This is a genomic window from Streptosporangium saharense, assembly GCF_014203715.1.
Taxonomy (GTDB): Bacteria; Actinomycetota; Actinomycetes; order Streptosporangiales; family Streptosporangiaceae; genus Streptosporangium; species Streptosporangium saharense.
Map to the genome: position 1 here is coordinate 118,317 of NZ_JACHJP010000002.1, position 12,450 is coordinate 130,766.

A 12,450-nucleotide genomic window follows, 5' to 3' on the forward strand; every position below is an offset into this window, starting at 1 on the left:
TCGTCGTGCGGGCGGGGCGGTCGAACCGGCCGCCGGGTCGAGAAGCCATGGGTCAACGATGCCAGACCCCCGGTCGCAGCAGAGTCGCAGCCGGGTCGCAGCCGCCGCGACCCGGCTGGAACCTGGTGCCGCGTACAACCGTCGGCATGAGTTCATTCACGCCTCACCGATCCGGCCCGCGGGACGGCTTCTCCCGGACGCTGCGCGCGGAGTGGACCACGTTCCGCTCCGCGCGGGGCTGGGTGCTCGCCGTGGCGGCCTCCGTGCTGGTCACCGTGTCGCTCGGGCTGCTGATCGCCGGGGGCGTCCACAGCGCCTGCGTGACCGGGAAGGGCGAGGGCCCCTGCCCCGCGCCCCTGGTGGGACCCGACGGCACAGCGGTATCGGACAAGTACTACTTCGTGCACCAGACGCTCAAGGGGAACGGCGGCATCACCGCCCGGGTGTCGGACATGACCGGGCAGATCCGGCTGCCGGACGCCGTACCCGGGGTGCGCAACATCAAGGAGGGAGTGGTGCCGTGGGCGAAGGCCGGTCTCCTGGTCAGGCAGAGCCTCGAACAGGGCACACCGTATGCCGCCGTCATGCTCACCGGAGATCACGGCGTGCGGATGCAGTACAACTACGTCCACGACGTGCCCGGCGGTCCTCACAACGGCCCGCAGTGGCTCCGGCTGACCAGGTCGGGCGACACCGTCACCGGCTACGAGTCGGACGACGGCAAAAAGTGGACCGTGGTCGGTACGGCCAGGCTGGCCGGGCTGCCGGAGACGGTGGAGATCGGGATGTTCGCCACCTCGCCGGGCGCCCTGTGGGACATGGCGCAGGCCTTCGCCCAGGCCACCGCCACCTTCGACCAGATCGAGCCGCAGGGCGCGAACGGCCCGTGGCGCCGCGACGACGTCGGCGCCGTCATGGAGTCCGACGGCAGAACCCCCCATCACCCGGGCGGCGTCGTCGAGTCCGGCGACAAGCTCATCGTGACCGGGAGCGGTGACATCGGGCCCGCCACGGTGGAGGGCGGCCTGCGCGCCGACCTCATGCTGATCGGCGGGGCCGTGGGGCTGATCCCGATGCTCGTGGCGGCGGTCACGTTCCTCACGACGGGACACCGGCGCGGGCTGGTCGGCCCGTCGGCCGAGCCGCGTCCGGCGCGGGTGCTGGCGGCCAAGGCCGCGGTGGTCGGCGCGGTCGCGTTCGTGGCGGGGCTGGTGACCTCGGGGGTCGTGGTCCCCGCCGGGCTGGCGATGTTGCGTGCCAACCAGAACCCGATCCAGCCGATCACCCCGGGCACCGAACTGCGGGTGATCGTCGGCTACGCGGCGCTGACCTCGGCCGCCGCCGTACTGGCTCTGGGCCTGGCAGCGCTGGTCAGGCGGGCCGTCGTCGCCGTCGGGCTGGCCGTCGCGCTGGTCGTCGTGCCCTACCTGCTGGCGACCGCGGGGCTGGCGCCGTGGCTGCTGATGATCACTCCCGCCGCCGGGTTCGCGATCACGCAGAGCGTCCCCACGTTCGCGCACGTGGACGTGGGGCCGTCACTGCTGGGGGGCTACTACCCGCTCCCGCCGTGGGCGGGTCTGGCGGTGACCTGTGGGTATGCCGCCCTCGCCCTCGGGGCGGCGACTGCCATGTATCGCAGGGGAGCGCCACGTTAGGTTCTGCTCGGCGCCGAAGGTCGCCGCTCCGCCGTACCCACTGACCGGCTTTCCTGGTCTGCCCCGGGCTGGAGCGGGGCCGTTGGCCGGTTAGCTGAGCAGGCCTCGTCGGTAACCCTCGCCGACGGCGGCGGCGCGGTCGCGGACGCCGAGTTTGTCGTAGATGTGCAGCAGGTGTGTCTTGATGCTGGCCTCGCTGATGAAGAGCTTGGCGGCTGCCTGGCGGTTGGAGGCGCCGTCGGCGACGAGGGCGAGGACCTGGAGTTCGCGGTCGGTGAGAGCGGCCCTGACCGGTCGGCGGACCTGGCCCATCAGGCGGCCGGCGACGGAGGGGGACAGGACCGGCTCACCGGCGGCCGCGGCGCGTACGGCGCGCAGGAGTTCGTCGGTGGGGGCGTCCTTGAGGAGGTAGCCGGTCGCACCGGCCTCGATGGCGGGCAGCACGTCGGAGTCGCCGTCGAAGGTGGTCAGGACGAGGGTCTTGATGCCGGGGTGGGAGTGGCGCAGGGCTCTGATGGCGGTGACGCCGTCCATTTCTGGCATGCGCAGGTCCATGAGGACGATGTCGACCTCGAGTACGGCGGCGCGCTCGATGCCTTCGCGACCGTTCGCGGCTTCGCCGACGACGTGGATGTCGGGTTCGGCCTCGAAGGCGGCACGCAGGCCGTCACGGACGATGGGGTGGTCATCGACGATGAGGAGGCGGATCACCGGGGGTTTCCTTGGAGCGCGGGGACGGTGGCGCTGACGGCGGTGCCCTCGCCGGGCGTGCTCTCGATCTCAAGGGAGCCGCCGACGCCACGTAGGCGTTGTCTCATGCTGCTGAGGCCGAACCCTCTGCCGCCGGGGTCGAGGATGCCGGTGCCGTCGTCGCGGATGTCGAGCAGGACGACGGGGCCGGTGTAGGAGAGGGTCAGACCGGCGCGGGTGGCGCCCGCGTGCTTGGCGACGTTGGTGAGGGCCTCCTGGGCGACGCGGAAGAGGGTGACCTCGATGGCGGGGCTGAGCGGGACGCGGTCGCCGGTGACCTCGACGTGCAGGTCGACGCCGGTGGAGCGGGCCCAGCCGCGCGCCAGGGTGGTCATCGCCTCGGGCAGGTGGGCGTCGTCGAGCTGGTGGGGCTGGAGGGCGGCGACGGAACGGCGGGCCTCGGTGAGGCTGTCGCGGGCCAGGTCGAGGGCGAGCGCGACGTGGGTGTCGGAGTCCTCAACGTCCTCGACGCGCTGGGCGGCGCGTAGCTGGGTGATGATGCCGGTCAGGCCCTGGGCGAGGGTGTCGTGGATCTCGCGGGCCATGCGCTGGCGTTCGTCGAGGATGCCCGCCTCGTGGGCCTGGGTGAGGAGCTGGGCGTGCAGGTCGGCGTTCTCCTCCAGGGCGGTCTGCAGGTCGCTGACCGCCTTCTGGTATCTGCGCTGGCGGTCCTCGATCTTGATTCCGGCGATGGAGCCGCCGCCGATGGCGACGGTCTGCACGGCGATGATCGCCAGGTGGAAGGCGATGAGCTGGAGGGTGGCCCGCGACCAGTCGAGTGTCGAGCCGTACAGGACGAAGGAGGTGGCGGCGACGGCGGCGAAGGTCCACCTGGAGGGGGCGAAGTGGGTGGCCAGGAAGAAGCCGGAGATGCAGTAGATGACGAAGATGGGGTCGTGGAAGGCCAGTAGCGCCGCGGTGGCCAGGACGCCGAGGAAGTGCGCGGTGACCGCCGCCCGTCGCCCGCGCACGGCGGTGGGCAGGAGGATGCGGGCGCCGAGGATCCAGGTCAGGGCCAGGGCGGTGAGCGCGAGAGTGCGGGGGATCCCGCCCGGGGGTTGCTCGGGGGAGGTCAGGCTGATGACCAGGGAGGTGGCGAGGGTGAGGAAGGGGACGATCTCGACGACGCGCTCGAAACGCCGTTCCCAGACGGAAGGGGGAAAGGGGTCGTTCATCGTGGACTTTCCCCTTCATTTCACCTGGTAGCCGACGAGGACGAGCTTAGGCGCATCGGAGTCAGGATGGCGTAGCCGTACATCAGCAGCCCGATCGCGATCATGAAGATGATGGTCGGCCACTGCCAGACCGGCGGGAGGTAGAGGGCCAGGAACCAGACGCGCTCCTCGACGCCCAGGACCTTCATGACCAGGGGGGCCAGGCCCTGCGGGAACAGGGGGAGCCAGGCGATGAGGTAGCTGATCGTGACGCCGATGCGGTGGTGGGTGGGGAGATCGGCGGTGGTGGGCTCGCCGGGTTCGGGGGCCGGGCCGTACTTCATGAGGTTGAGCAGTTCGACCCCGTGGCTCTCCAGCCTGCGGTAGGCGATCCTGCCCAGGCCCCAGGCGCTGAGGACACCGGTCAGCACGCCGGTGACGACGCCTGCCCAGGGGTTGAGGAGGATGGCGCCTGCCGCGGGCAGGGCGGTGGCGGGGACCGCGAGGAGCACCAGCCAGGCGAGGCTGGTTTCGGCGGTCTCGTCGGCGCCGGTGCTGAGCGGGTTGCCGCCCCGCCTGTGCGGGTCGGTGCCGGGGACGAGAGAGGTGACGGCGAGCAGGACGACGACCCCGGCGCCGCCGCCGAGCAGGGCGGGCAGCAGGCCGAGAACCCACGGCCAGGCCCAGGTCAGGCCGCTGGCGAGGGTACCCGCCAGAGAGAGGGCGAGCGCGGCGGGGCCGACGACGACCAGCCAGGCGAGCTGACGGCCGCGGACGTCGGCGCGTTCGGCGCCGGGGGTCATGAGGGTGAGCCACAGGGCGGTGCCGTCGGAGCCGTACAGGTTGGCCGAGGTGGCGGCTCCCATCACGATCGCGATGAGGCCCGTGAACGGAACCATGATCCAAGCGCCGATGGTCACGAGCAGGAGGGGCATGACGACGGCGAAGGACAGGGCGGTGGCCAGGAGCTGGACGCGGACCAGGTCACGCCCCCAGACGCGCAGTTCCTTCGCGGCCGCGATCCGGGCTCCACCCGCTGCGGGAAGCGGGCGCGGGGTACCCCGGCGGGGCGGCACTCCGCCCCGCGCGGCCGAGACGACACGGCGCGCGAGCAGACCGGACCACGCGGCCAGGAGGAGGGCGATCACGGCGGCGTTGGCCGCGAGGATGGCCAGGGCGAGGAACCAGGGGGCTTCGATGGCGGCCACGCCCCATCCCGACGGCAGGACGCGGACGAACAGCGGCGACCACGAGGCACCGCCCAGCGCCGCCACCGGGGCCCAGCCGTTGCCGCACAGGGCGATGACGGTTCCGGTCACCACGCCGACCGCCGCCGCGGTGGCGCGGGACCTGACGAACAGCCCGATCAGGGCCACGACCACCCGGGAGATCATCACCATTGTGACGAGCGTGAGGACCGCCGCCGCCAGGCCGACGAGCACACCTGCCGGGCCGAAGCGCCAGCCGTACACCGGCAGCGACAGCAGGGCGACGAGGTTGACCGCCGGTGCGGGACCGGCGAAGGCTCCGGCGAGCAGCGCCGCCGCGATCCGGCCTGGCGTGGCCGGGAGCATGGAGAAGTACTCGGGGCGCAGGGCCTCGCTGCCGCCTCCGACGAAGATGGGGCCGAAGATCCAGCCGGACAGCCAGACCGCCAGCGTGACCGGCAGGTGGACGGGCCACAGGACGGCGACGGCGATCGTCGCGAGGGCCAGGACCAGTCCGAGCGAGACGCCGGTGTAGAGGTTGGAGGCGTTGTCACCGCGCAGGGAGTTGCGCATGACCGCGAGGCGCATGCGGATCATGTTCCGTGCCAGTACGGCCTGGCCGGGGGTCAGGAGGTGAGCCATGCCAGCCCCTCCATCCCACCGGTGCGGGCGCCGACGAGGTCGACAAAGGCGTCCTCCAGGGTTCCGGAGCCGCGCACGTCGGCCAGCGGCCCGGCGGCCACGACGCGGCCGTCGGAGATGACGCCCACGTGGTCGCAGAGCCGCTCGACGAGGGCCATGACATGGCTGGAGACGATCACGGAGCCGCCGCTGTCCACGAACCCGCGCAGGATGGTCCTGATCATGGCCGAGGAGACGGGGTCGACGGCCTCGAAGGGCTCGTCCAGGACGAGCAGGCGGGGCGCGTGCAGGAGAGCGACGGCCAGGCCGATCTTCTTGCGCATGCCGGTGGAGTACTCGATGACCAGGGTCCGCTCGGCGGAGTCGAGTTCGAGGACCCGGAGGAGTTCGTCGGTGCGCTCGGCGACGACGGCGGGCGGCAGGCCGCGCAACTGGCCGAGGTAGGTGAGGACCTCGCGGCCGGTGAGCCGTTCCGGCATGGCGTTGCCGTCGGGCAGGACGCCGATCAGCGCCTTGGCCTGGACGGGGTCGCGCCAGACGTCGACGCCGAAGATCTCGGCGCTGCCGGCGTCGGGGCGGAGCAGACCCACGGCCATGGCCAGGGTGGTGGTCTTGCCTGCGCCGTTGGGGCCGACCAGGCCGTAGAAGGAGCCGGCGGGGACCGTGAGGTGGATGTCGTCGACGGCCACGTGGTCGCCGAAGGCTTTGCGGAGTCCGATGACGCGGAGGGCGGGCTCCCGGTTTTTCGACATGCCCCGAGCCTCCCTCGGGAGCGGGAGGTGGCGGATCGTCCGGGCGGGGAACGGGACGGTGGATTCGGGCATCAACCGATCGGTTGACGCGGGCGGGCAACCGCCGGCGCGGTGCCGTGGGCTTGTGCCCCGGGCGGTGAGCACATGCAGGCGTACGGCCTGGCCGCCGTTCGGACAGGCGCAGGAGCCGGGACAGCAGGTGGGCGGTGCTCTTGGCCACCGAGCAGGGCGGTGATCTTCGGCGCGGCGCTCATGTCGGCCGCCGTGCGACCCCGGCTGCGATGTACCGGACAACGTGCCGGAGTCGCGCACCGCCCCGGCGGACGGTTCTCCTGGTCGCCGCGCCACCATGATCGCTCATGTACGTGATAACGGACCTTTATCACGTACACGCCTTGCCATCGTGGAGCCGTTCGGGCTCAGATCACCGGCTCGTGTCGGTGTGGATGATGTTGGTGTGGATGATTTCGCGTGGAATGAGACGTAGGGCGGTCGCGGCTGCGATCAGGCACATGCCGATGGCGATGGCGATGGCTGCGAGGGTGCCCCTGTCGGGGTCTGTCGCGACGACCGCTCCGAGTAGTGCGACCCCGATTACGCCGCCTGTCTGCCGGGCCGTGTTCAGGGCACTCGATCCCATGTTCTGGTGCCGGTCGGGGGCGAACGTCATGACGGCGAGCGTCTGGGAGGGTGCGGAGAGCCCCATACCGATGGAGAAGACGCAGAAGCCGGCTGCGATGAGTGGATACGGTGCGAAGGCGACGGTGAGAGGCGCGAGTCCGATGGCCGAGAGGGTCATTCCGGTGGCCAAGCCGGTACGCGGGCCGAACGCGGTGATGAAACGGGCACCGAGAAAGGTCGAGGCGAGGGTGGCGGCCACGGTCAAGGGGAGGAAGGCCAACCCGGTCTGCAAGGCCGAGTAGCCACGTAGCTGCTGGAAGTTGAACGTGTAGACGATCAGCATCCCGTAGAGCGTGAAGTTGTACGTCGCACCGCCGAGCAGGCCGGCGAGCACGGGACGCGCGGCGATGATGGCGGGGGGCAGGAGGACCTGTCGTCCATCTCGCGCCCAGGAATACTGCGCTGTGACGAACACGACGAGGGCCGCGGTGCCGCCCGCGAGAGCCGTGAGCACGGCGGGGTTGAGCCAGCCTGCGACACTCGACTCGACCAGCGCCCACACCATGGCGGCGAGACCGGCGATCGCGAGGGCCTGCCCGCGGATGTCGAACGGCACGCGTTGCAGCGGAACCTCCGCCACATGTCGGGCGACAAGCCAGCCGGTGGCGGCGGCGACCGGGACGTTGAGCAGGAAGATGCTCCGCCAGCCGAGAGTATCGACCAGCAGTCCACCGATGAACGGGCCGATCACGAAGCCGATACCGCCTACGCTCACCCAGACCGAGACCGCTCTGGTGCGTTCGGCCGGCACGGTGAAGATGCGGGTGATCAGGGTCAGCGGTGCCGGGGCGAGGAGCGCTGCTCCCAGACCTTGGCAGGCGCGGCCAAGAACGAGCAGGCCCGTGGTGGGGGCGACAGTGCAGGCGATCGAGGCAACGGCGAACAACCCCAGTCCGGTCAGGTAGCCGCGTCGGGCACCGATCCGATCTCCGAGCCGGCCTGCGGACAGCAGCAGGGCGGCGAACATGAGCGTGTAGGCGTCGATGACCCACAGTCCGCCGGCCAGGCTTGCGTGCAGGTCGGCACGTATCACGGGGATCGCGACGTTGATGACGTTCGCTTCCATGATGATCAGAGCGGTGCCGAGACACAGGCCGGTGAGGCCCAGCGTCCGGCTGGTGGCAGAAGCAGGTGGTGGTGGCCGATTTTGGGCAGCGTCAGGTGACACGGTCACTCCGATGGAGGTATGGGAGAACACGCCTTCGTCGGGAGACGACGGCTGTGGCAGGTTCCCGGTGCCTGTGGTGTCGCTACCCGCCGGGGCTATGGCCGAGCGAGTAGCGACTGAGGCCCCGAGTGCCTACGGCGGGCATGGGAGGAGAAGGTCCTGGTCGATAGGTGGTGGTGCTTGGGTTCAGTTCGCGCGCGGAGCGCTCGCCCGCAGAAGTGAGAGCACCCCTCTGATCGCGCGGTCGAAGGGCTCTACAGCCTGTGCCGCGCGGGCCAGGGCGTAGCCGCCCTGGATGACGGCGGCGATGGTGGAAGCGGTCTCGTCGATGTCCAGGTCGCCGGCGAATTCACCGGCCGCCACACCTTCGGCGATCGTGCGCCGGAGGTGTTCGTGCTGCACCTCGAAAGCCTCCCGGATCGGTGCGCGCAAGGTGTCGTCGGCCATGACCTCCGGATCGGCGGTGAGCCGTCCCACGCTGCACCCGCGCAACACATCGCGTTCGCGCCCTAGATATCCCGTGATGCGTTCGAGCGCAGTCCCTTCCGCGGCGAACGCTTCGGCGATCTGTTGTTGCATCAGTTCCGCACTGCGCTTCTCGGCCGCCAACACCAGATCCGGCTTGCCATCGAAGTGGTGGTACATGCTGCCCTGGCCGACGCCGGAGCGCGCCAGGATCGCGGTCGGACTGGTGCCGACGTATCCACGCTCCCACAGCAGTTGCCGCGTGCCCTCGATCAAGCGCTCCCGAGCGTTCGGTTTCATGGTGCCTCCCAGCAATGCGGTGCGGTGCCTGTCGCGGCCCGTATTACAGGGCCGGATGCCGCAGGTGCCAGTCCGTCTCACGCTGGTAGGCGTGGCCGAGCTGAATCAGTAGTTGTTCCTCGAACGGCCGGCCGACGAACTGGAACCCCAGCGGCATGTCATCCTCGCCGAAACCGCCCGGCAGGGTGATGGTCGGGGCGCCGGCCATGTTGAACGGAGTGACGAAGCGAAGGAAGTCCGTCAGGGCTTCGGGGTCGGAATACACCGCCTCCTTCTGCGCAAGCGTGAGGCTCGTGGTCGGCTGCACCGGAGCCAGCAGGACATCCACGTCGCACAGAGTACGCGCCAGTCCGCCGGTGAACGCGAGCCGCTGATGGTGCGCGTGCATCAGCTCGACCGCGGAGACGGTGTGACCGTGCGTGATGAGCCCGGCGATCGAGCCGGGTGTGTCGGCCGGGCCGTATTCCGAGGCGCGCGAGGGATAGGTCGCCTGGTGGGCGATCGCGGCCTCCACACCGGCGTACCGGGACCACATGGCATTGATGGTGCTGGTATCAGGAAGGGTGACCTCGACGATCGTCGCGCCGAGGCGGCGCAGTACGGCGATGACGTCATCGAGCATGCCGATGGTCGCCTGGTCGACACGGGTCTCGTTGTAGGCGCGGTCCACTCCGATGCGTACCGGCCCGATCGGGGCGCCGAGGCCGGCCAGGTAGTCGGGCACCGGTATGGCGGCCGCGGTCGGGTCATGCGGGTCCGCTCCGGCGATCGCTCCCAGGATCGCTGCCGCGTCCTGCGCCGAGCGTGCCATCGGGCCGACGTGGTCGAGGCTCGCGGCGAGCGCGAAGACGCCGTGCCTGCTTACCCGTCCCCATGTGGGTTTGATGCCGGTGATGCCGTTGGCCGCGGAGGGGTACCGGATCGACCCGCCGGTGTCGGTGCCCAGGGAACCGAAGGCGAGGCCGGCCGCCACCGCGACGCCGGAACCGCTTGAGGAGGCGCCGGACCAGTACTCCGGGTTCCACGGGTTGCGGGGTGGTGTGACGGACGGGTGGTGCTCGGCGAATGCGCTTTCGGTGAGCTGCAGCTTACCGATCAGAACGGCCCCGGCCTGCGAAAGACGCTGGACCACTGTCGCATCGTAGGTGGGCACGTGGCGGGAGCGGATCGTGGTGCCGGCCGCGGTGACGATGCCGGCGGTGAAGCAGAGGTCTTTCACAGCGATCGGCACGCCGTGCAGAGGGCCTCGGTACCGGCCTGCTGCCAGCTCGGCCTCGGCGTTCCTGGCCTGAGCAAGGGCGACGTCCGCCGTCACCGTGGCGTAGCTGCGCAGCACCGGATCGACCTGGTCGATCCGTGCCAGCAGTGTCTCGGTCAACTCCACTGGCGTGAGTTCGCGTGCGCGTAGCTTCGCGGCGACTTCCAGCAGGCTTGCATAGTGCACACGGGTCTCGTGTGCGGCGCAGGTAAAGGTCATGAGAGACACCATACATACTAGTATGTATGGTGTCGAGCGCCGGTAGCGCTGGACAGGGAAAGGCCGGAATCAAGGCAGCGTCTCCGGCCGGGAGCGTCGGAGGGCTGCCGGGGATGGCGCGGAAGGTCATGATCCGCTGCCGGCTGCCGTCACCCGTTTGAGGGTGGCGGAACCGTTTACGGCCGGAGAAGCAGGTGCGGACAGGTCGGGGTCGCGGCAGACCATGGGGTGGGCCTTGTCCCATGCCTCGCTCGTGAGGAGGTCGTTGGTGGGGTCGCCCCATTTGGGGAGGCCGGGCACGAACACCTCGTGGCGGCGCAGGCAGTCCCGCAGCCGCTCGACCGCGACCCCGGCGTCGGCTGCATCGTCGTCACCGGCTCCGAGCGGGCCTTCGCCGCCCGGGGCCGAGATCAAGGAGATGAGGCGGAAAGTGCGTGTGCACCGGTTCTCACCGAATCGGAAACCGATCGGCGCACGGCGGTCCACAGGCGACGGCCCTACAGCGGCCCCGCGGAAGGTATGTACGGCAAGGGCGTGGAGCGGGCGGCGGCGTCGGCCGGTGACGGAGCCGGGCAGAAGCGGTCCCGCCCGGGCAGTGCCCCGGTGGCGAGGAAGGAGTTCATCACCTCGTCGGCGCAGCTGCCCAGCCCGACGGCGCCGTGACCGCCCTGGTCGACCGTGATCATGACGGCCTGCCGCCCGAGCGCGGCGCGCAGGCCGAGCGCGCTCGCCAGGGACGTGGAGGGATCGCGGGTGTTCTGCAGGATCAGCACGTTGCGCGGCCCATGACCGGTGACCGTCACCGGCGGCTCCACGGGCCGGCTGGGCCAGGCCGCACACGGCCAGAGGTTCGAGGGCATGCCCGCCGTCGCCGGCCACGCCCGCCGGTCGGCCGCGACCTGCCGGGCGTACAACGCCACGCCGCGCGGCCAGGCCGCGTCATCGCAGAGCACCGCGTAGAGCGCGGCGACGCGGTTGTCCGCCGGCGTCTGCGCCGTCCCGCCACCGGCGGCCCCAGTGGCGGAGATCAGCCGATTCAGCCGAGCCAGGACGGCGGGGTCCGCGGTGTTCGCGGTGGGTCCTGAGACGGCGGCCGCGATCTCCTGCCAGAGCTCGGCCATGAGCGGGAAGAAGCCGTCGAAGTAAAGCCCCACTCGGGTGCTCTCGCGCAGGGCGTTGCCGTCGAACCCGGAGCCACCCGGGATCGGCAGGGGCTGCCGGTCGAGGGCCGCGATCAGCCGGTCGTAGGTGCGCCGCACCTCCTCCGGTGTCACGCCGAGGTGGTAGACGGCGTCCCGCTCGGCTGCGAAGGTGAGCAGGTCGGGCAGGCGCGTCGCGACCGCCTGGTTCCAGCCCCGCAACATGTCCCGCCACACCAGGCCCGGGTCGACGGCGCTGTCCAGCACGATCCGGTCACCGCGTCCCGGGAACAGCGACAGGTAGACGGCTCCCAGGTAGGTGCCGTAGGAGAGGCCGAAGTAGGACAGTTTCGGCTCGCCGAGCGCGGCCCGGATGCGGTCCATGTCCCGGGCCGTGTTGGCCGTGGTGACGAACGGAAGCAGATCGCCGGAGTGCTCGGCGCAGGCGGCCGCGGTGTCCCGCGCGAAGGCGATGTTACGTTCGATGCCGCCGTCCGGCGCCGGGTAGGGCAGCCGCAGTGTGAACAACCTCATGGGATCGAGGCCGCAGGTGACCGGGGTGCTGTGGCCGACCCCTCGCGGATCGAAGCCGATCAGGTCGTAGCGGTCCAGGACCTCCGACGACAGAACGACGGCCAGCCGGCTGGGCAGGTCCAGGCCGCTGTCGCCCGGGCCGCCCGGGTTGGACAGTAGGATCCCGCGGCGCGATCCGGGGCGCGCCGTGCCGATCCGGGAGATCGCGATCTCGATGCTCCGCCCGCGCGGGGCGCGGTAGTCCAGCGGTACCCGCAACGTCGCGCACCGCTGGCGCGGGTCACGCGGGGGACCGTCGGGCGCCACCGGCGGGCATTCGCCCCAGACCGGAGCCGTCTGCCCGGCTTGGGCCACCGCCGGCTCCGGGGTGCCGATCCGGGCCCCGGCCGACGTGGGCGCGCCCGCCGTCACGGTGGCCGCTGTCGCCGTGGCGATGAACAATGTCAGGATTGATCGCGGACTCAATCGCACTGATACCCCTTTGCGAGAGGAACAGATGTTTCTCGATCGTCATGAAAGGGGCGC

Annotated in this window: 10 protein-coding genes; 1 reads left to right on the forward strand and 9 read right to left on the reverse strand. The window is 70.7% G+C overall.

Annotated features, from left to right (window positions below):
- Positions 1 to 146 precede the first annotated feature (146 nt).
- Complete coding sequence (locus tag FHS44_RS09620) at positions 147 to 1,655, forward strand: DUF1349 domain-containing protein (protein WP_184713628.1); 1,509 nt, start codon at positions 147 to 149, stop codon at positions 1,653 to 1,655.
- Positions 1,656 to 1,745: 90 nt separating this feature from the next.
- On the opposite strand, the gene FHS44_RS09625 is transcribed toward FHS44_RS09620, so the two are convergent.
- The 9 genes from FHS44_RS09625 to FHS44_RS09665 form a co-directional block, all read right to left on the reverse strand.
- On the reverse strand, positions 1,746 to 2,366 hold the full coding sequence (locus FHS44_RS09625; RefSeq protein ID WP_184713629.1) for a response regulator: 621 nt from the start codon (positions 2,364 to 2,366) through the stop codon (positions 1,746 to 1,748).
- Positions 2,363 to 3,580 (reverse strand): sensor histidine kinase, encoded by a 1,218-nt coding sequence (locus FHS44_RS09630; RefSeq protein WP_184713630.1) that lies wholly within the window; start codon positions 3,578 to 3,580, stop codon positions 2,363 to 2,365. Before FHS44_RS09630 ends, FHS44_RS09625 begins: the two co-directional genes overlap by 4 nt.
- A 20-nt stretch (positions 3,581 to 3,600) precedes the next feature.
- A complete protein-coding gene (locus FHS44_RS09635) occupies positions 3,601 to 5,409 on the reverse strand; it encodes a hypothetical protein (protein ID WP_184713631.1) in 1,809 nt (602 codons plus the stop codon).
- Complete coding sequence (locus tag FHS44_RS09640; protein WP_184713632.1) at positions 5,394 to 6,161, reverse strand: ABC transporter ATP-binding protein; 768 nt, start codon at positions 6,159 to 6,161, stop codon at positions 5,394 to 5,396. The genes FHS44_RS09635 and FHS44_RS09640 overlap by 16 nt, the downstream gene beginning before the upstream one ends.
- Before the next feature lie 424 nt (positions 6,162 to 6,585).
- Positions 6,586 to 8,010 carry an MFS transporter gene (locus tag FHS44_RS09645; protein WP_184713633.1) on the reverse strand — a complete coding sequence of 475 codons (1,425 nt, stop codon included), beginning with the start codon at positions 8,008 to 8,010 and terminating at the stop codon, positions 6,586 to 6,588.
- A gap of 186 nt (positions 8,011 to 8,196) precedes the next feature.
- A complete protein-coding gene (locus FHS44_RS09650) occupies positions 8,197 to 8,775 on the reverse strand; it encodes a TetR/AcrR family transcriptional regulator (protein WP_184713634.1) in 579 nt (192 codons plus the stop codon).
- Positions 8,776 to 8,818: 43 nt separating this feature from the next.
- A complete protein-coding gene (locus FHS44_RS09655) occupies positions 8,819 to 10,252 on the reverse strand; it encodes an amidase (protein WP_184713635.1) in 1,434 nt (477 codons plus the stop codon).
- Positions 10,253 to 10,378: 126 nt separating this feature from the next.
- Complete coding sequence (locus FHS44_RS09660) at positions 10,379 to 10,738, reverse strand: hypothetical protein (protein WP_184713636.1); 360 nt, start codon at positions 10,736 to 10,738, stop codon at positions 10,379 to 10,381.
- Between the two features lie 11 nt (positions 10,739 to 10,749).
- A complete protein-coding gene (locus FHS44_RS09665) occupies positions 10,750 to 12,390 on the reverse strand; it encodes an alpha/beta hydrolase (protein ID WP_221460626.1) in 1,641 nt (546 codons plus the stop codon).
- Positions 12,391 to 12,450: the final 60 nt, after the last annotated feature.